Origin of the sequence: Variovorax paradoxus (assembly GCF_009755665.1) — a bacterium.
GTDB lineage: Bacteria > Pseudomonadota > Gammaproteobacteria > Burkholderiales > Burkholderiaceae_C > Variovorax > Variovorax paradoxus_G.
Window position 1 is genome coordinate 1,088,969 of record NZ_CP046622.1, and the last position, 22,909, is coordinate 1,111,877.

At 65.2% G+C, this 22,909-nt stretch carries 24 protein-coding genes; 15 read left to right on the forward strand and 9 right to left on the reverse strand.

The features are described from left to right. Positions 1–6: 6 nt before the first annotated feature. The gene (locus GOQ09_RS05040) at positions 7–1,419 is read right to left on the reverse strand and encodes a PLP-dependent aminotransferase family protein (RefSeq protein ID WP_157612193.1); all 1,413 of its coding nucleotides are present in this window, start codon (positions 1,417–1,419) and stop codon (positions 7–9) included. Between the two features lie 162 nt (positions 1,420–1,581). Here GOQ09_RS05040 and gabT point away from each other — a divergent pair, with 162 nt between their 5' ends. From gabT to GOQ09_RS05075, 7 genes are all read left to right on the forward strand, one after another. Beyond that, on the forward strand, positions 1,582–2,874 hold the full coding sequence (gene gabT, locus GOQ09_RS05045; RefSeq protein ID WP_157612195.1) for a 4-aminobutyrate--2-oxoglutarate transaminase: 1,293 nt from the start codon (positions 1,582–1,584) through the stop codon (positions 2,872–2,874). A 29-nt stretch (positions 2,875–2,903) separates the two neighbouring features. Continuing rightward, complete coding sequence (locus GOQ09_RS05050) at positions 2,904–3,998, forward strand: ABC transporter ATP-binding protein (RefSeq protein ID WP_157612197.1); 1,095 nt, start codon at positions 2,904–2,906, stop codon at positions 3,996–3,998. A 73-nt stretch (positions 3,999–4,071) separates the two neighbouring features. Next, a complete protein-coding gene (locus GOQ09_RS05055) occupies positions 4,072–5,100 on the forward strand; it encodes an ABC transporter substrate-binding protein (protein ID WP_157612199.1) in 1,029 nt (342 codons plus the stop codon). A gap of 27 nt (positions 5,101–5,127) precedes the next feature. Then, entirely contained in the window at positions 5,128–6,384 is a 1,257-nt protein-coding gene (locus GOQ09_RS05060) for an ABC transporter permease (RefSeq protein ID WP_157612201.1), read from the forward strand. Between the two features lie 22 nt (positions 6,385–6,406). Further along, positions 6,407–7,225 carry an ABC transporter permease gene (locus tag GOQ09_RS05065; protein ID WP_157612203.1) on the forward strand — a complete coding sequence of 273 codons (819 nt, stop codon included), beginning with the start codon at positions 6,407–6,409 and terminating at the stop codon, positions 7,223–7,225. A gap of 12 nt (positions 7,226–7,237) precedes the next feature. Beyond that, a complete protein-coding gene (gene speB, locus GOQ09_RS05070; RefSeq protein ID WP_157612205.1) occupies positions 7,238–8,188 on the forward strand; it encodes an agmatinase in 951 nt (316 codons plus the stop codon). A gap of 325 nt (positions 8,189–8,513) precedes the next feature. Next, positions 8,514–9,992: an NAD-dependent succinate-semialdehyde dehydrogenase gene (locus GOQ09_RS05075; RefSeq protein WP_157616592.1), complete on the forward strand. Its 1,479-nt coding sequence runs from the start codon at positions 8,514–8,516 to the stop codon at positions 9,990–9,992. Here the strand turns inward: GOQ09_RS05075 and GOQ09_RS05080 are convergent. Continuing rightward, positions 9,958–10,554: a flavin reductase family protein gene (locus GOQ09_RS05080; RefSeq protein WP_157612207.1), complete on the reverse strand. Its 597-nt coding sequence runs from the start codon at positions 10,552–10,554 to the stop codon at positions 9,958–9,960. The two genes, GOQ09_RS05075 and GOQ09_RS05080, sit on opposite strands and share 35 nt — an antisense overlap. A 13-nt stretch (positions 10,555–10,567) precedes the next feature. Continuing rightward, positions 10,568–11,833, reverse strand: coding sequence for an acyl-CoA dehydrogenase family protein (locus GOQ09_RS05085; protein ID WP_157612209.1), 1,266 nt, complete (start codon positions 11,831–11,833; stop codon positions 10,568–10,570). Positions 11,834–11,968: 135 nt separating this feature from the next. Between GOQ09_RS05085 and GOQ09_RS05090 the strand changes: the two genes are divergently transcribed. Together GOQ09_RS05090 and GOQ09_RS05095 are read left to right on the forward strand one after the other, a co-directional pair. Beyond that, a complete protein-coding gene (locus GOQ09_RS05090) occupies positions 11,969–12,505 on the forward strand; it encodes a MarR family winged helix-turn-helix transcriptional regulator (protein ID WP_431769298.1) in 537 nt (178 codons plus the stop codon). Positions 12,506–12,528: 23 nt separating this feature from the next. Beyond that, positions 12,529–13,485: a LysR family transcriptional regulator gene (locus GOQ09_RS05095; RefSeq protein ID WP_157612213.1), complete on the forward strand. Its 957-nt coding sequence runs from the start codon at positions 12,529–12,531 to the stop codon at positions 13,483–13,485. A 3-nt stretch (positions 13,486–13,488) separates the two neighbouring features. On the opposite strand, the gene GOQ09_RS05100 is transcribed toward GOQ09_RS05095, so the two are convergent. From GOQ09_RS05100 to GOQ09_RS05110, 3 genes are read right to left on the reverse strand one after another with little or no spacing between them, the layout of a single operon-like run. Next, the gene (locus GOQ09_RS05100) at positions 13,489–14,550 is read right to left on the reverse strand and encodes a maleylacetate reductase (protein WP_157612215.1); all 1,062 of its coding nucleotides are present in this window, start codon (positions 14,548–14,550) and stop codon (positions 13,489–13,491) included. Between the two features lie 4 nt (positions 14,551–14,554). Beyond that, on the reverse strand, positions 14,555–15,424 hold the full coding sequence (locus GOQ09_RS05105) for an intradiol ring-cleavage dioxygenase (RefSeq protein ID WP_157612217.1): 870 nt from the start codon (positions 15,422–15,424) through the stop codon (positions 14,555–14,557). A 23-nt stretch (positions 15,425–15,447) separates the two neighbouring features. Continuing rightward, positions 15,448–16,431: an amidohydrolase family protein gene (locus tag GOQ09_RS05110; protein WP_157612219.1), complete on the reverse strand. Its 984-nt coding sequence runs from the start codon at positions 16,429–16,431 to the stop codon at positions 15,448–15,450. Between the two features lie 352 nt (positions 16,432–16,783). Between GOQ09_RS05110 and GOQ09_RS05115 the strand changes: the two genes are divergently transcribed. After that, complete coding sequence (locus GOQ09_RS05115) at positions 16,784–18,172, forward strand: MFS transporter (protein ID WP_157612221.1); 1,389 nt, start codon at positions 16,784–16,786, stop codon at positions 18,170–18,172. Positions 18,173–18,221: 49 nt separating this feature from the next. On the opposite strand, the gene GOQ09_RS05120 is transcribed toward GOQ09_RS05115, so the two are convergent. Then, a complete protein-coding gene (locus GOQ09_RS05120) occupies positions 18,222–18,995 on the reverse strand; it encodes a M48 family metalloprotease (RefSeq protein WP_157612223.1) in 774 nt (257 codons plus the stop codon). A 171-nt stretch (positions 18,996–19,166) separates the two neighbouring features. Here GOQ09_RS05120 and GOQ09_RS05125 point away from each other — a divergent pair, with 171 nt between their 5' ends. Next, positions 19,167–19,352, forward strand: coding sequence for a hypothetical protein (locus GOQ09_RS05125; RefSeq protein WP_157612225.1), 186 nt, complete (start codon positions 19,167–19,169; stop codon positions 19,350–19,352). An 8-nt stretch (positions 19,353–19,360) separates the two neighbouring features. Here GOQ09_RS05125 and GOQ09_RS26285 read toward each other — a convergent pair whose 3' ends face one another. Continuing rightward, positions 19,361–19,690 (reverse strand): four-helix bundle copper-binding protein, encoded by a 330-nt coding sequence (locus tag GOQ09_RS26285; RefSeq protein WP_157612227.1) that lies wholly within the window; start codon positions 19,688–19,690, stop codon positions 19,361–19,363. Between the two features lie 227 nt (positions 19,691–19,917). Between GOQ09_RS26285 and GOQ09_RS05135 the strand changes: the two genes are divergently transcribed. Both GOQ09_RS05135 and GOQ09_RS05140 read left to right on the forward strand, forming a co-directional pair. Then, entirely contained in the window at positions 19,918–20,163 is a 246-nt protein-coding gene (locus GOQ09_RS05135) for a DUF378 domain-containing protein (protein WP_157612230.1), read from the forward strand. Then, positions 20,160–21,008: an alpha/beta fold hydrolase gene (locus GOQ09_RS05140; protein ID WP_157612232.1), complete on the forward strand. Its 849-nt coding sequence runs from the start codon at positions 20,160–20,162 to the stop codon at positions 21,006–21,008. Before GOQ09_RS05135 ends, GOQ09_RS05140 begins: the two co-directional genes overlap by 4 nt. A 4-nt stretch (positions 21,009–21,012) precedes the next feature. Here GOQ09_RS05140 and GOQ09_RS05145 read toward each other — a convergent pair whose 3' ends face one another. Then, positions 21,013–21,567, reverse strand: coding sequence for a DUF4142 domain-containing protein (locus GOQ09_RS05145; RefSeq protein WP_157612234.1), 555 nt, complete (start codon positions 21,565–21,567; stop codon positions 21,013–21,015). Between the two features lie 295 nt (positions 21,568–21,862). On the opposite strand from GOQ09_RS05145, the gene GOQ09_RS05150 reads away from it, so the two are divergent. Both GOQ09_RS05150 and GOQ09_RS05155 read left to right on the forward strand, forming a co-directional pair. Next, a complete protein-coding gene (locus tag GOQ09_RS05150) occupies positions 21,863–22,135 on the forward strand; it encodes a hypothetical protein (RefSeq protein ID WP_157612236.1) in 273 nt (90 codons plus the stop codon). Beyond that, positions 22,132–22,887 (forward strand): alpha/beta hydrolase family protein, encoded by a 756-nt coding sequence (locus GOQ09_RS05155; protein WP_157612239.1) that lies wholly within the window; start codon positions 22,132–22,134, stop codon positions 22,885–22,887. The genes GOQ09_RS05150 and GOQ09_RS05155 overlap by 4 nt, the downstream gene beginning before the upstream one ends. Positions 22,888–22,909: the final 22 nt, after the last annotated feature.

The following is a 22,909-nucleotide window of genomic DNA, read 5'->3' on the forward strand; positions in this document are numbered from 1 at the left end:
CGCGCCTCAATCTGCCTTGCGCTCTTCGATGCCGCGCGCCAGAAAGCGCCAGATCCGCTCGTCCTCGCTGAACGCCACATTGAAGCGCAGCCAACCGGTGGGGCGCGGATTCACGAGAAAAAGCTGTCCCGGGCCGAGCATGATTCCTTCCGCCGCCGCCAGCCGGGACAGCTCGGCGGTGTCGGTCAGGTCGGGGTGGCGCGCCCACAGGTACAGGCCTGCCGCGGGCTCGTGAAAAAGCTCGAAGCCCTGGGCTTCGAGTCGCCTGGCCACGTTCGAGTGCGCCTCGGCCAGCCGCTCGCGCAGCGACTTCAGGTGCTTGCGCCAGCGCCCGTCGGTCACGGCGCCGAAGGCCAGCCGCTCGGTAATGTCCGACGAAGTGAGCCCCGAGACCATCTTCAGCTGGGCCAGGTCTTCCATCAGTTCGGGCTGTGCCACCACGTAGCCGACCCGCAGGTTCGGCGAAATGGTCTTGGAGAAACTGCCGACGTAGACCACCTGGCGCAACTGGCTCAGGCTGGCGAGCGAGGGCCGCGACGAGGCGTCCATGTCGGCGTAGATGTCGTTCTCGACCAGCGTGAACTGGTGCTCCTGCGCGAGCTGCAGCAGCCGCACGAGCTGCGGCATCGACGCCAGCGAGCAGGTGGGGCTTTGCAGCCGCGGCTGCGTGAAGAAGGCCTTGGGCCGGTGCAGCGCCAGCAGCGCCTCCAGCGCCGGCAGGTCGTAGCCGGTGGGCGTGCGCGGCACGCCGATGATGTTCACGCCCAGGAAGCGCAGCATGAACATCAGGTTGGGATAGCCGGGGTCGTCCACCAGCACCTCGTCGCCCGGCTTCAGCAGCTGGCGCGCCACCAGGTCGAGCGCCTGGCTCGAGCCCTGGGTGAGCAGCACCTGGCCCGCCTCCACCGCAATCTGCCGCTCGCAGAGCGAATCGGCCACCGCCATGCGCAGCGCCATGTGCCCGAACGGCAGGCCGTAGCCGCCGATGTCGGTGCCGCCGGCCGCAAGGCTGCGCAGGCTGCGGCGCATGCCGTCCTCGAACAGCCAATCGTGCGGCAGCCATCCGCAGCCCGGCTTGAGCGGCAGGTTGCGGTTCTCGAAAATCTGCCGCAGGTACCAGCGCGCGTCGAAGCGCGGGTCGGGCTGGGCCGCGGCAGGCCCGCTGCCGGCCGGGTTGTCGTCGCTTCGCCGCTTGACGAAGAAGCCCGCATTGGCGCGCGACACCAGAAGGCCCTGCGCTACCAGCCGGTCGTAGGCCTCCACCACCGTGAAAACACTGACGCCATGGGCCGCGGCAAAGGCGCGGATCGAAGGCAGCTTGCTGTCCGCCTTGAGTTTCTGGGCGCCGATCAGCCCGCGAAGCCCTTCCACGATCTGACTCACGAGCGGAGTCGGCTGTTCGGGATGAAGAATGAGCATCAAAAGGGGGCCCGGCAGGCCGAATCTGCACCATATTGAGGAAAGTATGTACAGGATACAAGACCAGCACAGTCCGCCGATCCACGGCTCGGGGTGTACATGGTCAGGCCCGGACCTGAAACCTAAAGTGCCAGCATCTTCTTTCAGGCACAGGTCGTATCCATGCAGCGCGAACCCCATCTCAGCAACGCCGCCCTCATGGCCCGCCGCGGCGCGGCCGTGGCCCGCGGCGTTGGCCAGGCCCATGAAATCTTCGTCAGCCGGGCGGCCAACGCCGAGGTCTGGGACGTGGAAGGGCGCCGCTACATCGACTTTGCCGGGGGCATTGCGGTGCTCAACACCGGCCACTGCCACCCGGAGATCAGCGCGGCCGTCAAGGCGCAGGTCGACCTGTATTCGCACACCTGCTTCCAGGTGCTGGCGTATGAGCCCTATGTGGAACTGGCCGAGCGGCTGAACGCTCTGGCGCCGGGCAAGTTCGCGAAGAAGTCGATCTTCCTGAGCACCGGCGCCGAAGCCGTCGAAAACGCGGTGAAGATCGCCCGCGCCTATACCAAGCGGCCGGGCGTCATCGCCTTTACCGGCGGCTACCACGGCCGCACGATGATGACGCTGGGCCTCACCGGCAAGGTGGCGCCCTACAAGATCGGCTTCGGCCCGTTCCCGGGCGAGGTGTTCCATGCGCTCTATCCGAACGCGCTGCACGGCGTGAGCGTGGACGACGCCCTGCATTCGGTCGAGCTGCTGTTCAAGAACGACATCGAGCCCGAGCGCGTGGCGGCCTTCATCCTGGAGCCGGTGCAGGGGGAGGGCGGCTTCTACGTTGCGCCCAACGACTTTGTCGAAGGCCTGCGCGCCCTGGCGGACCGCCACGGCATCCTGGTGATTGCCGACGAAGTGCAGACCGGCGCCGGCCGCACCGGCACCTGGTTCGCCAGCGAGCAGTGGCCCGTGGCGCCCGACCTGATCACCACCGCCAAGTCGATGGCGGGCGGCTTTCCGATCTCCGGCGTGGTGGGCCGCGCCGAGGTGATGGACGCGCCCGCGCCCGGCGGCCTGGGCGGCACCTATGCCGGCAGCCCCATCGGCTGCGCCGCGGCGCTGGCGGTGCTCAACGTATTCGACGACGAGCAGCTGCTGGCGCGCAGCAGGGCGCTGGGCGAAAGGCTCACGGCGAGCCTGCGCCGCATGGCGGCCGAAGTGCCGGCCATTGGCGACGTGCGGGGCCTCGGCGCCATGGTGGCCATCGAGCTGTTCGAGGAGGGCGACACGGCGCGGCCCGACGCGGCGCTGACCCGCCGGGTGGTGGCAGAAGCCGCGCGGCGCGGGTTAATCCTGCTGTCATGCGGCACCTACGGCAATGTAATTCGCGTGCTGGTGCCGTTGACGGCATCCGACTTGCTTGTGGACGAAGGCCTGTCGCTTCTCGCGGACAGCTTCGCCGCACTGCGCTGATCGGTCCATTTTTTCTCTTGAATGCCTCCATGACAGCAGAACCCCTGGTGCGTTTCCAGCGTGTCCAGAAAACCTACGACGGCGAGCACCTGGTGGTCCGCCAGCTCGACCTGGACATTCACCGCGGCGAGTTCCTGAGCCTGCTCGGCCCGTCGGGCTCGGGCAAGACCACCACGCTGATGATGCTGGCGGGCTTCGAGTCGCCGACCTCCGGGGAGATCTTGCTGAACGGCAAGCCGATCACCGGCACGCCACCGCACAAGCGGCACTTCGGCATGGTGTTCCAGAACTACGCGCTGTTTCCGCACCTGAGCGTGGGGCAGAACGTGGCCTATCCGCTCACCGTGCGCAAGGTGCCGAAAGACGAGCAGCAGCGCCGCGTGCAGCGCGCGCTCGACATGGTGCAGCTGCGCGGCATGACCGATCGGCTCCCGGGGCAGCTCTCGGGCGGCCAGCAGCAGCGCGTGGCGCTGGCGCGCGCGCTGGTGTTCGAACCCCAGCTGGTGCTGATGGACGAGCCGCTCGGCGCGCTCGACAAGCAACTGCGCGAACACATGCAGATCGAGCTGAAGGACCTGCACCGCCAACTGGGCGTGACCTTCGTCTACGTGACGCACGACCAGAGCGAGGCGCTCACCATGAGCGACCGCGTCGCGGTGTTCAACGAAGGCGTGATCCAGCAGCTGGACACGGTCGACCGGCTGTACGAGAAACCGTCGAACCGCTTCGTGGCAGGCTTCGTCGGCGACAACACCGTGCTCAAGGGCCAACTGAGCCGCGCCGGCGAGCACGCCGAAATGACGCTACCCGATGGCCGCGTGCTCAGCGGGCTCAACGTCGGCGGTGCCGCCGCTGGCAGCGCCGTGGAGGCGTGCATCCGCCCCGAGCGCGTGGTGCTGCACCGCGGCGCCGAGGCCCAGGGCTCCAACATGCTCCAGGCCGAGGTGGCGCGCGTCATCTACTTCGGCGATCACCTGCGGCTGCTCTGCAACGTGGGCGGCGGCCAGGCCGAAGCCACCGTGAAGCTGCCGCTCACCGGCCTGAACGGCGCCGCCGCACCGCAGGGCGGCGAATCGGTGTCGCTCGAATTTCCGGTGGCGCATGCGCGCATGTATGCGTCGTAACGTGCGCTCTGACATGCACTCTGAATCCCGTTCCGTTTCTCGTTCCCGTTCATCACCCAGGACCCGCACCACCATGAAAAAGACACTCCTCGCCTGCACCGTCGTTGCCAGCTTCGCGCTGCCGGCGCTTGCCCAGCAGCAGCTCACCGTCGTCAACTTCGGTGGCGCCAACGCCAACGCGCAGAAGAAGGCCTACTACGAGCCCTACGAGAAGACCGGCACCAAGATCATCCCGGTCGAATACAACGGCGAGCAGGCCAAGATCAAGGCCATGGTCGAGACCAAGAAGGTCACCTGGGACGTGGTCGAGGTCGAATCGCCCGACGCGGCGCGCGGCTGCGACGAAGGCCTGTTCGAGAAGCTCGACTATTCCAAGATCGGCAGCAAGGCCGACTTTCTTCCGGCTGCGGTCACCGATTGCGGCGTGGGCCTTTTCGTATGGTCGACCGTGATGGCCTACAACGGCGAAAAGCTCAAGACCGCGCCCACCAGCTGGGCCGACTTCTGGGATGTGAAGAAGATCCCGGGCAAGCGCGGCATGCGCAAGGGCGCGCGCTACAACCTGGAGTTCGCGCTCATGGCCGACGGCGTGAAGCCGGCCGACGTGTACAAGGTGCTGGCTACCAAGGACGGCGCCGAGCGCGCGTTCAAGAAGCTCAGCGAGCTGAAGCCGAACATCCAGTGGTGGGAAGCCGGCGCGCAGCCGCCGCAGTTCCTGGTGGCCGGCGACGTGGTGCTTACCACCGTGTACAACGGACGCATCGACGCTGCCAACCGCGAAGGCCGCGACCTCAAGATCTTCTGGCCGGGCGGCATCTACGACCTGGACTACCTGGTGATTCCGAAGGGCGCACCCAACAAGGAAGCCTCGCTGAAGTACATCCAGTTCGCAATGCAGCCGGCCAACCAGTCGGTCTACGCGCAGAACATCGCCTACGGCCCCACCAACACCAAGGCACTGGCTTCGCTCAGCCCCAAGGTGCTGGCCGACCTGCCGACCTCGGCCACCAACGCCAAGGAAGCGCTGCAGTTCAACGTCGGCTTCTGGGCCGACCAGGGTGAAGCGCTGGAGAAGCGCTTCGCATCCTGGGCCACCCAGTAAACGGCGCGCGAACGAACGAAAGAGGCCATGCACGCGGCAACGACTGTTCCCCTGGTTCCGGCGGAGGCACCCCCCGTTTCGCTGCGGCGTGCGCTGGCTCGCGCCGAAGCGCGCCGCAAGTGGCGGGCCTTCGCGCTCACGGCGCCGCTGCTGGTCTTTCTGTTGTTGACGCTGCTGGTGCCCATCGTCACGCTGCTGCAGCGCGCCATCGAGAACCCGGAAGTGGCCAATGCGCTGCCGCGCACCGTGCGCGCCCTCGACGGCTGGAACCGCAAGGAGGCGCCCGCACCCGCGGCCTACGCCGCCATGGCGGCCGACCTGGGGCAGTTGCCCGACAGCTCCGACGCCGGCGCCCTGGCGCGCCGCCTCAACACCGAAATTGCCGGCGCCCGTTCGCTGGTGATGGGCACCTTCAGGGCACTGCCGATTGCCGGCACGCCCGAAGAAGTCAAGGCGCGCATGCTGGAGCTCGATCCGCGCTGGGGCGAGGCGCCCTACTGGCAGGCCATTGCCAAGAACGGTTCGCGCTGGACGCCTGACTACCTGCTGGCTTCGATCGACCTGCGCCGCAACGTGGCGGGCGAGGTGGAGCGCATGCCCGACGACCAGCGCGCCTTTGCGAACATCCTGCTGCGCACCTTTCATATCAGCGCGGTGGTCACCTTCTTCTGCCTGCTGCTGGCGTATCCGCTGGCATGGTGGCTCTCGACCTTGCCCGCGCGCAAGGCCAACGTGCTGATGATCCTGGTGCTGGTGCCGTTCTGGACTTCGATCCTGGTGCGTGTGGCGGCGTGGATCGTGCTGCTGCAATCCGAAGGGCTGGTCAACCGCGGCCTCATGGGCATTGGCCTGATCGACCATCCGCTCGCGCTCCTGTTCAACCGCACCGGCGTGATCATCGCGATGGTGCACATCCTGCTGCCCTTCATGATCCTGCCGCTGTACAGCGTGATGAAGAGCGTGCCGCCCACCTATCTGCGCGCGGCCGTCTCGCTGGGCAGCTCTCCACTCGCGGCGTTCTTTCGCGTGTATGTGCCGCAGACCTATCCCGGCATCGGTGCCGGTGCGCTGCTGGTCTTCATCCTGGCCATCGGCTACTACGTGACGCCGGCGCTGCTCGGCGGCGCGGACGACCAGATGCTGAGCTATTACATCGCGCGCTACACCAATGTCGAAATCAACTGGGGCATGGCCTGTGCGCTGGGCGCCGTGCTGCTGGTCGCCACGCTGGTGCTCTACGCGGTGTACCGCCGCATCGGCAGGGCCGAGCTGAGCCTCGGCTGAGCGGCACGAAGGACACACACGCATGTTCAAGCTCCCTCAATTCCCGGCCTACGCCACCTTTGCCGACAAGCTCGGCTGGTGGCTGGTGCGCGCCGGCTGTGTCGCGGTGCTGGCTTTTCTGCTGGCGCCCATCCTGGTCGTGATTCCGCTGTCTTTTTCGGACAGTTCGTTTCTGGCCTACCCGATCCGGGGCTGGTCGCTGCAGTGGTACCGCCACCTGTTCGAATCGCCCGAGTGGGCACGCGCAGCGCGCAACAGCTTCATCGTCGCGCCGGCCGCGACGGCGCTGGCCACCGTGCTCGGCACCTTGGCGGCAGTAGGCTTGTCGCGCACCAACTTCGCGTTCAAGGGCTTGCTCATGAGCGTGCTGATCTCGCCGATGGTGGTGCCGATCGTGGTTGTGGGCGTGGCCGCGTACCTGTACTTCGCGCCCCTTGGCCTGGCCGACACCTACTTCGGGCTGATCGTGGTGCATGCGGCGCTCGGCGCGCCATTTGTGCTGACCACCGTGCTTGCCACGCTGGCGGGCTTCAACCACAACCTGGTGCGCGCATCGCTGAGCCTGGGCGAAACGCCATTCAGGACTTTCATGCGCATCACGCTGCCGGTGATTGCGCCGGGCGTGATCTCGGGTGCGCTGTTCGCCTTTGCCACGTCGTTCGACGAGGTGGTGGTCACGCTGTTTCTCGCGGGGCCGGACCAGGTGACCTTGCCGCGCCAGATGTTCACGGGCATTCGCGAGAACATCTCGCCCACGATTGCGGCAGTTGCAACGCTGCTGATCATCTTCACCACCGCGCTGCTGCTTGCGCTCGAATGGCTGCGCGGCCGGCAGCGCTGAGGCCAGGCTCCCATGACCACACCGAATCAGCCGCTTGGCGGCAACAGCATGCCGCGCTTCGCCGGCCCGGGCACCATGATGCGGCTGCCGGCCGCGGCGTCGGCGCAGGGGCTCGATGCAGCGTTCATTGGCGTGCCGCTGGACATCGGCACCTCCAACCGGCCGGGCGCACGCTTCGGGCCGCGCCAGATCCGCGCTGAATCGGCGCTGCTGCGGCCCTACAACATGGCCACCGGCGCGGCGCCGTTCGATAAGCTGAACGTGGCCGACCTGGGCGACGTGCCCATAAACACCTATTCGCTCGACAAGTCGGTCGAAATCATTTCGGCGTTCTACAGCGCGGTGCTGGCCGCCGGTTGCGCACCGCTCACGCTCGGAGGCGACCATACGATTGCGCTGCCCATCCTGCGCGCTGTGGCACGCAAGCACGGCCCGGTCGCGCTGGTGCATGTCGATGCGCATGCGGACGTGAACGACGACATGTTCGGCGAGCGCATCGCGCACGGCACGCCGTTCCGCCGCGCGGTGGAAGAGGGCCTGCTGGCCTGCGACAAGGTCTGGCAAATCGGCCTGCGCGGCACCGGCTATGCAGCCGACGATTTCGACTGGCCGCGCCAGCAGGGCTTTACCGTGGTGCAGGCGCACGAGGTCTGGTACCAGTCGCTGGCACCGCTCATGGCCCAAGTGCGCGAGCGCATCGGGCCCACGCATCCGGTCTACATCAGCTTCGACATCGACGGCATCGATCCTTCGTTTGCCGGCGGTACGGGCACGCCGGAGATCGGCGGCCTCACGGTGCCGCAGGCGCTGGAGATCGTGCGCGGGTGTCGGGGCTTGAACGTGGTTGGGGCCGATCTGGTGGAGGTGAGTCCGCCTTATGACGTCAGCGGGAATACCGCGCTGCTGGGGGCCAATCTTCTCTACGAGATGTTGTGTGTGCTGCCGGGTGTGCCTTATCGGTGAGTTGTTCAGGGCGTGTGCACAGGCCACCGGGTACTCCCCTCCGCGAATGTCCCCCGGCCTTCGGCCTCCTCCTTTATTTCGCTGCGCGGAGCACCCGATGCCCTGTGCACTTGGGCACGCTCGTGGTGTACCGCTGATCAACGACCAGCGCGTATGACGCACACGTCGATGGGGTGCCTTGCGCAGCGAAATAAAGGAGGAGGGGCGCAGCCCCGGGGGACATTCGCGGAGCAAGGTACCCCGTCGGCGGGCGCGCCGCCCTGAACAGCAGCGTCACCAAACAAGCCCCTTCAACCAAACAGAATCGCAAACAAAACTCGAGAGCATCGACATGAAAACATCCCCCCTTGCATTGCTGAACGACCCGACCCTCCTGAAGACAGATGCGCTGATCGCCGGCGAATGGATTCGAGGCAAAAGTCGCTTCGACGTGAACGACCCGGCCACCGGTCAGAAACTGGTCGACGTTGCCAACCTCACGCGCGCGGACGCGGCCCTGGCTATTGCCGCCGCCAACAAGGCGCTTGCTGCCTGGCGCCGCAAGACCGGCAAGGAGCGCAGCATCGTGCTGCGCAAGTGGTTCGACCTGCTGGTTGCCAACACCGAAGACCTGGGGCGCCTTATGACCGCGGAGCAGGGCAAGCCCTTCGCCGAGGCCAAGGGAGAGGTGGCCTACGGCGCCAGCTTCATTGAATGGTTTGCCGAAGAAGCCAAGCGCGTCAACGGCGAAGTGCTGCCGCAGTTCGACAACAACCGGCGCTTGCTGGTCATGAAGCAGGCCATTGGCGTGTGCGCCGCCATCACGCCTTGGAATTTTCCGCTGGCCATGATCACGCGCAAGGTGGCACCGGCACTGGCGGCGGGCTGCACGGTCGTCATCAAGCCGGCCGAGCTCACGCCGCTTACCGCGCTGGCCGCGGCCGAGCTGGCTATGCGCGCGGGCATTCCGGCGGGCGTGCTCAACGTGCTCACGGCTGACAGCCAGAACAGCATTGCCGTTGGCAAGGAACTGTGCGAGAGCGACATCGTGCGGCACCTGAGCTTCACCGGCTCCACCGAGGTCGGCCGCATTCTCATGAGCCAGTGCGCGCCCACGGTGAAGAAGCTGTCGCTCGAGCTGGGCGGCAACGCGCCCTTCCTGGTGTTCGACGATGCCGATGTCGATTCGGCGGTCGAGGGTGCCATGGCCAGCAAGTACCGCAACGCGGGCCAGACCTGCGTGTGCGCGAACCGGCTGTATGTGCAAGACGGTATCTACGACAGCTTCGTCGAGAAGTTCGCGGCCAAGGTCAAGGCGCTGAAGGTGGGCAACGGCTTTGAAGAGGGCGTGGTGCAAGGGCCGCTCATCGAAGATGCGGCTGTGGATAAAGTGCAGCGGCACGTCGACGACGCGGTTGCCAAGGGCGGCAAGCTGCTGGCGGGCGGCCACAAGATCGAGGGCCAGTTCTTCGAGCCGACGGTCATTGCCGATGCCACGCCAGACATGCTGTGCGCGAAGGAGGAAACCTTCGGCCCCTTCGCGCCGGTGTTCCGCTTCAAGACCGAGCAGGAGGCCATCGACGCGGCCAACAACACGGAGTTCGGTTTGGCAAGCTACTTCTATACGCGCGACGTGGGGCGCATCTTCCGCGTGGCGGAGGCGCTGGAGTACGGCATGGTCGGCATCAACGCCGGCGTGATCGCCACGGAGCACGTGCCCTTCGGCGGCGTGAAGCAATCGGGCCTGGGGCGCGAGGGTTCGCACCATGGCATGGACGATTACGTCGAGATCAAGTATTTGTGCCTGGGCGACATCCAGAAGTAGACGGCGCCGCATCGTTGCGTTGAGGCCGCTCCAGGTTCTCGGCAAGTTCCCACAGCGATCCCATCTGCCCTGAGTGGAAAAGCAAGGGCGGCGTGTCGGTTCGCGAGAACCGATCCACACGGCCGAGGATGATGGTGTGGTCGCCCTCCTGATGGCGCGAGTAGGTCGAGCATTCGAAGGTCGCGACGCTCTCGACAAGTCTTGCGCATCCGTTGGGCGCGAGCTCGAATGCTTCGGCAAAGCGTTCGAACTTGTCCGCTGCGGGTTTCGCAAAATGCCAGGCCAGGTCCCGCTGCGAGGCAGTCAGCACGCTGAGATTGAACGGCCGCGCCGCAAGGAATGCCTCGGCGCTGCGGGTGTCGTCGCGAATGCTCCACAGGATCAATGGCGGATCCAGCGACACCGAAGCAAACGAGTTGATCGTCATCCCCTCGCGCTTGCCCTCCGGCGTGGTGGTGGTCACGAGGCACACCCCCGTGGGAAAGGCGCCGAGCGCCTGCCGCAGCTGGCGGGCATCGACCGTTTCGGCCGCATCGCCCGTGATGAGAGCCCAGGAATACATGGTGCTGCTCCAGTCAGTACTGGCCCTTCGGCTCCAGGCCGAGCAGGTATTGGCCCACCATCGAAGAGACGGCGTCCCAGTTGAGGCTGATGTGGCGCGAGATGGCGTTCGTGTCGCGCCACATGCGCTGGATCGGCTGGTTCAGCGACAGCCCGGCACCTCCTACGCTGGCAAATACCGCTTCGACAGCATCGCGCGAGAGCCGCGCGGCAAACGCATGGTCGCGCCGGTTCCGGATTCGCTGCTCGATGCTGATGACCTGGCCGTCGAGCGCCATCTGCTCCACCTGGGCGGTGTCGCGATAGAGCAGGAGCCGCGCCGCGTCGACGCTGGCCGAGGCTTCGGCAAGCCGCGACTGCACTGGAAAGAACTCGCTCAGCCTGCTGCCGCCTCCGGCAACCGCCCCTCGGGTGACGCGCGTGCCGGCCAACTCGATCAGCTCGTCGACCGCGCCTTGTGCGGTGCCGATGATCGGCGACACAAGGCAAACCGGTACTGCCGAAAGAAAGGGAATGCGGTAGATCGGATTCGTGTTGACCACGGCGCCGGGTGGGCTGTTGGACGAAGCTTCCGCAAAGGTCAGCTTGCGGTGTCCCGGAACGAACAACGGCTTGTCGATCACGATCGCCTTCGAGCCTGTACCTGCCTGGCCGGCCACATGCCAGTTGTCCTCGATGGCCCAGTCTGCTCGCGGCGCGAGCAGGAAGCCGGCACTGGGTGGCGCGCCTTTTTCTTCAGGCGGAAACTGAACGCCCAGCAGTGCCCACTGGGAGTTGTCCACGTTGGATGCGAAGAGCCACTTGCCTTGCACGAGGTAGCCGCCGTCCACCTTCTCGGCCATGGTCGCGGGCGCATACGAGCCGCAAACGATCGCACTCGGGTCCTTGCGCCAGACGTCGTCCTGTGCCTGTTCCGGAAAGATCGCGACCAGCCATTGGTGAATGGCGCCCAGTGAGCAGCCCCAGGACGACGATGTGCAGCCCCGCGCCAATTCGCTGACCACGTCGATGAACGCGGTAAAGCCGTACTCGTAGCCGCCGTAGCGCGCAGGCTGCATCAGCCTGAAGAAGCCTGCCTCGTGAAACGCGCGCGTGGTTTCCTCGGAAACGCGTCGATCCTGTTCGGTACGCTGCGCACGCTCTCGAAGCATTGGAACCAAGTTGCTTGCGGACGCAACTATTTTTTCGATGGGAGGTGCATCCCTCACGGGTGACTTGCGGCCCGGAGCGGGGAGGTCGACGCGGTCCAGGCGGGCGAAGGGGTTCACGGCTTCAGTCATGGTTGTCTCCGGATAAGGTGGGTGGGGAACTCGGCAGGCAGGCCTTGATTGAAGCTCATGAAACTTGCAAATGCAAATAATAAATGCTTGGGGTTTACGCTATATCCATGACGCGATTCGCTTGTAGCATTCGTCATGGCTAAAAGAAAGTTATCCGAGCAGGGAGCTCGCCCAGCACGTGGAACACGTGCCGAGACCCCTCAAAAATTGAATGCAATCGCAGATAAATCAGCGGATCACGATCTGGAGCGGGCCATTCCGTACCTGCTTGCACGCGCAGGTATGCGAATGGGACAGTCATTCAGCAAGGAGCTGAAGCAGTTCAAGCTCTCGCTCACCGAATGGCGGGTTTGCGTCGCGCTGCACCACAAGGCGCACCAGCGGCTCTCCGATCTTGCGCTGCACACATCCACGGACCCTTCCACGCTCTCGCGGGTGGTCGACGGTCTTTTGCAGCGCGGCGTGCTGGTGCGCGACCGGTCGGACGAGGACGCCCGCGCGCTCGCGCTGAGCCTCACCGATGCGGGGCGCGATCTCACGTTGCGAATCATCCCGCTGGCGCAGGTGTACGAGCGCATATCGTTGTCCGGACTGACTGCCGCACAGGCCGAATCCCTGCGCGACATGCTTCGGATGGTCTACGACAACCTGGCGGTCCTGGACAACGAGTAACGCTCGGTAAAGGAGGCGGCGCGGTGAACATCAACTCCATTGACCTGAATCTCTTCCTGGTGTTCCAGGCGATCTACGCCACGCGCAGCGTCACGCTCGCGGGCGACCGCCTCGGCATGACGCAGTCCGCCGTGAGCAACGCACTCAAGCGCATGCGCGAGCGGTTCAACGACGCGCTCTTCGTGCGGTCGGCGGATGGGATGGTCCCCACCCCAGTGGCCGAGCGGCTCATCGCCCCCATCGAAGAAGGTATCGCCTGCCTGATGCAGGCTGTCGATCAAGGCCGGACCTTCGAGGCGGAGACGTCCGGCCGCATTTTTCGCATTGCGGTCAACGACATCGGGCAGCTGGTCATGATGCCCGAGCTGCTTGCCGTCGCGCGCGGCGTCGCACCCGCGGTGCGCTTCGAAACCGTGGACGTCTCCATGGCCGACGCGCGGCAGCGAATGCTCCATGGCCAGGTCGACATCGCGCTGGGCAGTTGGGAGTCGATGGGCCCGTCGTTCTATCAACAGCGGCTGTTCGACGAGACATTTGTCGTCCTGATGTCGAAGGCATCGCCCCTGGGCACCCGCGAGCGCATCGAACTGGACGACTATCTTGCGGCCGAACACATCGCCTACCGCCCGCAGGGAACAACCGATTCGCAGCTACAGCAAACCCTGGAGAGGGCGGGTGCGCTCGACCGGCGGCGGGTCGTCCTGACCGCCGCCCACTCGTTGGGCCTGGCGACGATCGTCGCCACCTCGGGCCTGTTGCTGACCGCACCGGCCCGCCTTGCCAAGGCGATGGTGGCGTCACGCGCGGACCTGCACAGTGTCGAGGCTCCCTTCGATGTCACGCCCTTCGAAATACGCCAGCAATGGCACGAGCGTTTTCATCAGGACAGCGGCAACCGCTGGTTGCGTGAGCTGATATTCGGTCTCTTCCACGAGCGGTCGAGCCGCGAGCTTGTGTCGCCGCAAACGCGGAGCAGGTGATGCTCAAGGCCTTGGCGGCGCGCCATCCATGGCGCGGTCGAGCAGAGCGCGCAGCGCCTCCCTTTCGAGCGGGCGCGGATTCGGATATTGGTTCGAAGCCGCATATTCCGCGGCCTTTTCAAGTCCATCTGCCGGCATGCCGAGCGCCTTCAGCGAAACGGGAGCGCCATGGGTTCTTGCCAGTTCGAAAAGGCCCATTGCCGCATCCTCGACGCCCAGGGCTCTTGCGATGCGCGCCATGGCGTCCGGCGCCGCGGCGGCGTTGTACCTGAGCGCATGCGGAAGAACCACCGTATGCACTTGCGCATGCGGAAGGTCGAAGGTGCCGCCCAGGGTGTGGCACAGCTTGTGGTGCAGGCCCATCGACACCGCGCCCAGCACCGTGCCGCAGAGCCAGGCGCCGTAGAGCGCCAGGCTGCGCGCGGGCAGGTCGTGCGGGTTGTCCTGAAGCGGCTGCAACGATGCTGCGCACGCGCGGATGCCTTCTTCGGCCATCAATGCGATTACCGGATTTCCGTCGTGCGCATACAGGCCTTCTGCCGCGTGGGCCATCGCATTGATCGCGCTCGTCACGGTCAGATCTAAGGGCAGCGACAGCGTGAGCCTGGGGTCGTAGACCACCACGCTCGGAAGCACGCGCGGATCGCGCCCGGTCTTCTTCAGGCCGTCTTCGGTAATGCCGTAGATGGGCGTTACTTCGCTGCCCGCGTAGGTCGTGGGCACAGCAATGATGGGGAGGCCGGACTCCAGGGCAATGGCCTTTCCGAGGCCAATGGTGGATCCGCCGCCGACAGCCAGGGCGCAGTCCGCCTTCAGCTCCGAAGCGACCGTGCGTGCCTTGCGCGCAATCTCGATCGGCACATGCATGGCGGCTTCGTCGAAGATGAATGCAACGCGGCCGGGAAGCCGGTCGGCAATGGCCTCGGCCTGGCCGCGCTGGTTGGGCGTGCACAGGACGAGAGCGCGCCGGGCGCCGACGCGATCGATCTCCGCCGGAAGCTGGTCGATGCTGTCCGCACCGAAGACGATGCGCGAAGGGCTCGCGGTGTAGACGAAGCGGTCCATGCTTCTAGTCCTGCGCTACGGGGTTCAGCACGAAGTCGTAGTCGAGCGTGTAGAACGGCACATCCATGCGCTCTCCGTCCGGCGCGACGCCGGGCTCGTGGCGCTTCCAGTCGGCGATGAGCGAAGAGCGCACGCCGAATACGGCGTCCGAGCCCAGGTAGCTTCCGCCCGAGCGGAACACGTGGGTGATCAGAGTCTCGTAGCCCGGCGCCTTGATCATGAAATGCAGGTGCGCGGGGCGCCACGGGTGGCGGCCGAGTTTTTGCAGCAACTGGCCCACCGGCCCGTCGTGAGGAATGGCATAGGGCACCGCCACGATGGACTTGAAGTGATAGCGCCCGTCGTCAAGGCTTCTCAGATGGCCCCGGCCCTGCGCATGGTCCAGCTCAGGGCGCTGCACGTCGTACCAGCCTTCATCGTCGGACTGCCATACGTCGATGCTTGCATTGGCTATGCGCTCGCCGCCGATCCCGCGGATGCTTCCGCCGACGAAGCAGGGTTCACCGCTCGCACCGTTGGAGATGTCGTCGCCGTTGCTGTACTCGGGCGCGTCGGGCACGTAGAAGGGGCCGAACACTGTGGCCTCGGTGCAGCCCGCGGGGCGCCGGTTGCACTGTGCGGTGACGAGGGTCGAAAGGCCCAGCACGTCGGACAGCAGGATGAACTCCTGGCGTTTGTCGTCGGTGATCTTTCCGGCACTCGTGAGAAAGTCGATGCCCAATGCCCACTCGGCTTCGGTGAGCTGCACCTCGCGTGCGAAATCGTGAAGATGCCGCACCAGGCTGTCCATCACGGCCTTCAGGCGCGGGTTGGGTGCGGCGCCCTGCGCCTTCAATGCAGCGCCGGTGATGGTCCACTCGTCGATATCGATCATGCGTGCCTGCCTTTTCGCGTGGCTCAGGAATGGGGCAGCTTGAACAGCGACAACGCGTTGGTGCGGCCGATCTTCTTCCGGTCGGCCTCGCTGATGCTCGTGTCGTTGAACCAGTTCGACGCATGGTCGACGTTCTCGAAAGGCCAATCGGTCGAAAACAAGATCCGGTCCGATCCGACTTCCAGCATCGCATCGATCAATGTCTGGGTGCGGAAGTTGCCCGAGGTCGTGAGATAGAAGTTCTCGTGGAAGTAGTCGCAGAGCTTGCGCTTGGCCGGATAGCCCTTGGGAGATTCGACCCAGGCGTTGCGGTGGTCGACACGCCACATGTTGTAGGGCAGGCCTTCGCCCAGGTGGCCAAGGATGATCTTGAGCCCGGGGTGCCGGTCGAAGAGGCCGCTTGCCATGAGGCGCAGCGCATGCACAGCGGTTTCTTGCGCAAAGGCCCAGGTGGGGCCGAGCAGCCACGGATGGCCTTCATAGATCTGCGACCAGCTTGCGAGCGGGTTGCGAGGATGCAGATAGAACGGCGCATCGAGCCGCTCCACCGCGGCCCAGAAGGGCGCGTACTGCGGCGCGTCGTAGTAGACGGCGTTGTCGGGCGTGCCGACCTGCGAGAACCCGTTGACCAGCGCACCGCGAAAGCCAAGCACGGTCATGCACCGCTCGAGTTCCTGCGTTGCCTTTTCAGGGTCCTGCATCGGCAACGCGGCAAACGCCTGGAATCGATCGGGCCGCTTCGCCACCTGCTCCGCGAGAAAGTCGTTGGCGCGCACCGCGAGCTCGTACGCTTTCACCGGATCGGGCACCGCCTGAACGGCGGGCGCGTTCAGCGAAAGAATCATCATCTCCATGCCGTTCTCATCCATCTGGCGCAGGCGTCCGTCGTGGATGTCGAGAAGGCGGCTGCTGAGCTCCTTCCAGTAGACGCCGGGCACAAAGCCGGCCGAATCCTGCAGCGTGTCGGGGATCGCGAAATGTTCTTCGAGACCGATCTTTCCTTGCATAGCTATCTCCTTTGTGCGGGCTCGCCGCAAACACCTGACTTACGGCCGCTCCACAGCGGCGCTTGGCCTGCGGTCAATTTATGGGCGCCGAAAGGCACGGTCCAACAAAGATCGGTGATAGCGCGCATTCGAAGATCGTATGAAGGGGCGAGCAGATGCGCCCGGGGAGGGGCGGCCCATGGGTAGACCCGCCCCAACATTCACAGGCCGCATAGAGGGCATCCGAAAAATGCGTTGGACCTGCCAAACCGGCAAGCCCATGATCGCCAGCATCGCCGGTCACCCTGCAACTCCACGCGACACCAGGGCGGCGCACAAGGCATCTTTGCCATTCGAACCGGAGACAAGAGTCATGCGTCAAATCGACCTTCACAAGCTGGCAGACGATGCCCGCTTCAACCGCTTTCATGGGCTGGTGCTGTTCTGGTGCGCGCTGATCATCGTGTTCGACGGCTACGACCTGGCGGTCGTCGGCATCGCGCTGCCTTCGATCATGAAGAAGATGGGCGTCGACGCGACCAATGCCGGATTCATGGTCAGTTCCGCGCTGTTCGGCATGATGTTCGGCGCCATCTTCATGGGGACCATTGCCGACAGGATCGGCCGCCGTTGGGCAATCGCCATTTGTGTCGGACTCTTCAGCGTCTTCACTGCCGCCGCAGGGCTGGCCGAAAGTCCCGTCGCATTCAGCGCGATGCGTTTCCTTGCCGGGCTCGGCATCGGGGGCGTCATGCCGAACGTCGTGGCGCAAATGACCGAGTACTCGCCGAAGAAAATCCGCGCCACGCTCGTCACGCTGATGTTCAGCGGCTATGCCGTCGGGGGAATCATTGCGGCGTTGCTCGGCAAGGGGCTCATAGAGGCCTACGGCTGGCAATCGGTGTTCTTTGCAGCCGGCCTGCCGGTGATCCTCATCCCGTTGATCCTGAAGTCAGTTCCGGAGTCGATGGCTTTCTTGCTGGCCAGGGGCCGGAACGAAGAGCTGAAGAAGATCGCCTCGCGGCTCGAGCCGAGCTACAAGCCGCTGGCGACCGACAGTTTTGCCGTTCCAGCCAAGGACAGGGCTGACAGCGCACCGATCAAGCACCTCTTCTACGACGGCCGCGGATTCAGCACGGTGATGTTCTGGATCGCCTTCTTCATGTGCCTGTTCATGGTCTTCGCGCTGAGTTCATGGTTGACCAAGCTCATGGCGAGTGCGGGCTACAGCCTGGGCTCGGCATTGACGTTCGTTCTGGTGCTGAACGTCGGTGCGATGGTCGGCGCCATCGGGGGCGGGTGGCTCGCCGACCGGTTCCACATCAAGTACGTGCTCGCGGGAATGTACGCACTGGCAGCCGTTTCGCTCACTCTGCTGGGCTACAAGATGCCGACGCCGGCGCTGTTCATTCTCATAGGGTTGGCCGGTGCATCGACCATCGGCACGCAGATCGTGGCCAACGCCTACACCGGCCAGTTCTATCCGATGGCCGTGCGCGCCACCGGGCTCGGATGGGCATTGGGAGTCGGCCGCAGCGGTGCCATCCTCGCGCCGATCCTGATCGGCGTGCTGGTCGGCATGAACCTTCCGCTGCACCAGAACTTCATCGCCATTGCGATTCCGGCGGTCATCGGCATGGTTGCGGTGCTGCTCATCAAGCACGACCGGTCGGCGTCGGCATCGGCATTGCGTGCAGAGGCCGGTTCTGCGTTGAACAAGGTTGCGGCGGGGGTGTCTGTATCTGGAACGCCCGGAGGCTGATCGCTCGCCGCTGATGCGAAAAGGGCCGGGATTGCCCCGGCCCTTGCCTTTACTTGGCCTTGGTGTCGAGGCGCTTCTGCATTGCCGCAGCGCGCTCGCTCGACGGCGGGTGCGAGCTCAGGATCGAGCTGCCCGAACTGCCGCTGCTGAGTGCGGCGAGCTTCTGGAAGCTGCTCACCAGGCCCTTGCGTTCCAGCTTGCGTTCCGTCAGCAGGTCGAACGAGTAGTTGTCGGCCGCGCTCTCCTGCGTTTGGGAGAACTGGGCGTTGATGAACTTCTCGCCGAGGTCGCCGGCCTGCGATTGCGACAGCTGGCCCACGACGCCGCCGGCTGCGCTGGCAAGGCCCCGAACAGCCGAGGCTGCATAGGCGGTTTGCATGCGCGACTTGGAATGGCCCAGCGCCACGTGGCCGATTTCATGGCCGATGACGCCGCGCAGCTCGTCGTCGTTCATCAGGTCCATCAGCCCGCTGTACACGCGGATGCAGCCGTTGGCCATGGCCCAGGCGTTCACGTCCTTGGTCAGGTAGACCTTGTAGTTGGCCGTCTTGCCGTTCACGCTGGTGGGCATTGCGCGCACCACCTGGTTCAGCCGCGTGGTGTACCGGCTGTTGGCGGGTGCGACTTCGTTCTTCTGGTCCATTGCGGCGCAAGACTGGTCGGACATCGTTGCAATGTCCGCATCGGTCAGCGACATGGCCTTGTAGGCCGAGCCGCCGACTTGCGCAAGCGCGCCCGTGTCTGCGCCCTTCATGGCTCCGCAGCCCGCGAGGGCGGCAGCCATGATGACGGAAGCGGCGATACGTAGATTGAGATGGTGCATTGGAGCTCCCCTTCTTATGAATATTAAAAGTCAGTGCATCAAGCTGGCCGCGCTGCTTCGGTCCGACTTTGCATCGGCGCGCTGCGCGGCAGCGGGCGCCATCATAGGTGAGCAAAAGCGCTTGAAGCCACTGCTTTTTTACAGGAGCGTTTCTTGTAATTCTTTCGTTGGATGGGCCGCGAGCCGATTCCCGCATCGGTCTTGTTGCCGTTCGCCCGGCAGATAGGGGGCAAGGTCGATTCCGGCTGCCTGCAGCCGGGTCACCGGGTCAATTGCGACACCGGCGAGAAGGTGCGCTTCCAGGCCGCGAAGATCGACGGCGCGTTCGGCGTGACCGCTATCGAACCCGCGCAGTGAGCGGCGGTTCAACCCGCCATTGAGCGGCACGCTGCCGCGCACTCCCGGCATGCCTTGGCGCATGCCTGGCAGTGCCCGGCCTTGTGTTTGGCGCATTCTTCGCCGCAGGCCTGGCAGATGTCCGCGCACACGGCGCAGATGGACCTGGCATGTTCGCTGCCGCGGGCCATCGCGGCGGCGGCAAACTGGCATGCTGCCGCGCAGTCGATGTCCAGTGCGATGCACCTGGCCATCATGGCGACATCGCTTTCCTTCAGGCAAGAGGCCGCGCAGTGGTTGCACGCCGTGGCGCAGCCGTTGCAGGCTTCAATGCATGCGGCATAGGTTTCATGGGGCATTTGCTGACTCCTTCAGGCGTTCGGAAAAATGCTCTTCCCTCGATCAGCTGCAGATGTAGGAAGAGGGCCCACCGACTCGTGAGGCGGCGGCGATGCATGGCTGCCTCAGCGGCTTGCAACTGCTGGCGGCACCGACGCACGCACCGGCGTTTTTCCTACGCGGCGGCCCACTGCGCAGAAGAGCATCCCGCCTTGACTCGGTTTCTCTCAACGCAGGAGCATTTCGCATGAGCACTACCCTTCGCAGCGACGCGGCACTCGCCAAACACTCTCTCGGCATCGCGGACTGGATCGCGCTGGTCCTGATGATCGTCGGGGCGATCAACTGGGGCCTTGTGGGCGCGTTCAACTTCGATCTGGTCGCCGCCATCTTCGGCGAGATGTCGATGGCCAGCCGTGTGGTCTATGTGCTGGTCGGACTGGCGGGCCTCTACGGCCTGACCATGCCGATGCGGCTGGTGCCGCGCAGTTGATCCGCCATCAGCGCGTAGCCGCAAACGGCATCGGCTTTCACCTGGCGACCTGCGGACCGGAGGACGGGCCCGCGGTGGTCTTGCTGCACGGCTTTCCGGAGTTCTGGTACGGCTGGCGGCACCAGATGGAACCGCTTGCCAGTGCCGGCCTGCGCGTGATCGCGCCGGACCAGCGCGGGTATGGCGAATCGGACAAGCCCGGCGGCATCGGCGCCTACGCGCTCGATACGCTGGCCGACGATGTGTGCGGGATATGCAGTGAGCTGGGGCACGAGCGCTTTGCGGTCGTGGGGCATGACTGGGGCGGCATCGTTGCATGGCATCTCGCCGCACGGGCGCCGGAGCGGCTGAGCCGCCTTGCGATTCTGAATGCACCGCATCCGGCCACGTTGGCAAGCTATGCGCTCACCCATCCGCTGCAGGCCGTGCGCAGCGCCTACGTCGGCTTCTTCCAGATGCCGTGGCTGCCCGAGATGGCGCTGAGCGCAAACGACCATGCGCTGCTTGCGCTGGCGCTCACCGGGCGAAGCCCGCCCGGAACCTTCGACGAGGCAGCGTTGGCCAAGTACCGCGAGGCGTGGTCGCGGGAAGGCGCACTCGGCGCCATGCTCAATTGGTACAGGGCAATGCCGCTGGCGCGGCCGCTGAGCCAGCAGATCGAAATTCCGGCAATGGTGGTCTGGGGCGACGAAGATCCGGCTCTATCGAGCGGCTTGGCCGAAGCGGGCGCGGCGTTCTGCGGCGCGTGCGAAGTGGTTCACCTGCCGGGCGCCACGCACTGGCTGCACCACGAGATACCCGAAGAAGTGAATGCGCTGTTGCTCGCCTTCCTTGCCGCGGACTGAACGATCAGCGCATTGCCGAACCGAGCGATTGCGCCGCGTCCAGATGCGAACGCAGGGCAGGCAAGGTCTTGCTCGCCCAGGCCCGCAACTCGGGGTCGCGAAGCTCGCGGCTTGCGCGCTCGAACAGCGCGATGTCCGCCTGGTGGTCTTCGATGCCCACGATGCGGATGTACATGCGGTCGAACTCGCCGCCGGAGGCCGACGCCAGACGGTCCAGCTTCGCGCCCTTGTCGCGCGGAAGCACGCCGGGCAGACGCATTCCGCGGGCACGCACCAGGTCCATGAGTTCGTTGTTGGCCCGCGTGTGGTGGTCGACGAGCATCTGCGCGTAGCTTCGCACCTGGGGGCTTGCGGCGCGGTACATGGCCAGGCGCGACGCCTGGACTTCGTAGCGGCCGTTGCCCGCCGCCGCGGTGACGAACTGCGGGTCTTGAAGGCCGCCCGGGCGGAGCGTGGTCGGTGTCATGCCCGGGTTTTCCGGAGCGGCACAACCCCCGGCAAGCGCCGCCAGGCACACAAGCATCAGGGCACGCGAGCGCGTTTCGAGCATTTTTTTCATGGTTCTCCTTGCAGCCCGGCAACGGCAGGGCCTTCGCCTCGGCGAGACGGTCCAATCTAAGTTCGCCACCCGGGCGGCCGTGTCGGACGCTACCTGCATCTGTCGCCTGTCAACCACTTGCGGTCGGCGCATGCAGCAGCCCCTTCAGGCCTTCGGAGCGAGAACTGGCGCCTCTTTCTTCAGGCCGTAACTCATCAATTCCCGCGCGTGTACAGTGACATCCCGTGAAATTTTTCACACTAAGTAGCGGTGCCGGGATGGCACTGCGTTGGATCCGCAGAGCACAGGGGCAGCGATGGAGCTCATTCCGCAAGGGCAGTACTTTCACAACGGATGGGAGATCGCCTTCTTCTCCGAAAAGACGGCGAGCGGTGGCCAGTGTTCTGGCGTGGCCGAGGTGCGCAAGGAAGGCGAGCTTCGGTGTTCGCTGCTTTCGACGGGACACTTCGAGAACCGGAACAACCTGTTCGAAAGCCTCAAGGCGCGGGGCATCCGGTGGATCGACGAGCACGAAGCCAGGCGGAACGTTGTCGCCTATTGGGAAGGATCGGAGGGATCCCGCTCATGAGCAAAGACCTGGGTTCGTTGCAGCCATTGACGCACGAAGTCTTGCAGCACCGCGTCGCGCAGAAGCCCGCGGTTCTTCTTGTGCCCGGATGGGACGACAGCAAGCACGAACAATACGACCGCATCAGCGCCGCGCTGCACGAGCAGGGCTGGTTCGCGCGCCGCGTCGATTTTCCGGGAGACCGAGGCCAGGAGGGCTCGCGCAATGAAATGAGCCGCGACCAGCACCTGAAGGAGCTCGTTGCGGCATATGACGACCTGGTGGCGCAGCAGGTGGTCGAAGGGAGGGCGGTTGCCTTCATCGGGTTCAGCTATGGCGGCTATCTTGGCGCCCTGCTGAGCGCCCAAAGGCCGCTTCAGTGGATGGCGCTGCGCTCACCCGCGCTGTACCGCGACGAGGACTGGTTCGTTCCCAAGGAGAAGCTGGACAAGGACGAGCTCGACCACTACCGCCGCAGCGTTCGAAGCCCCGAGGAAAACGCGGCGCTTGCCGCGTGCGAAGCGTTTTCGGGCGACGTTCTGCTGATCGAATCCGAAGACGACGAGACGGTGCCTCATCCCGCAGTGAAGAGCTACAAGGCGTCATTCAGGAATGCACGGTCCTTCGACTACCGCCTTCTCGAAGGGGCGGATCATGAGCTGTCGAGCAAGGCGGCACAGAGCCGGTTCATCGAAGAGCTGTTGCGGTGGATGGACCAGGTCACCGGCGGGGCCGCGGCAGCGGTAGACGACAAGGCCCGCGGCGCTGCATGAGCTTGCGCGGCGTCGCGGGCCC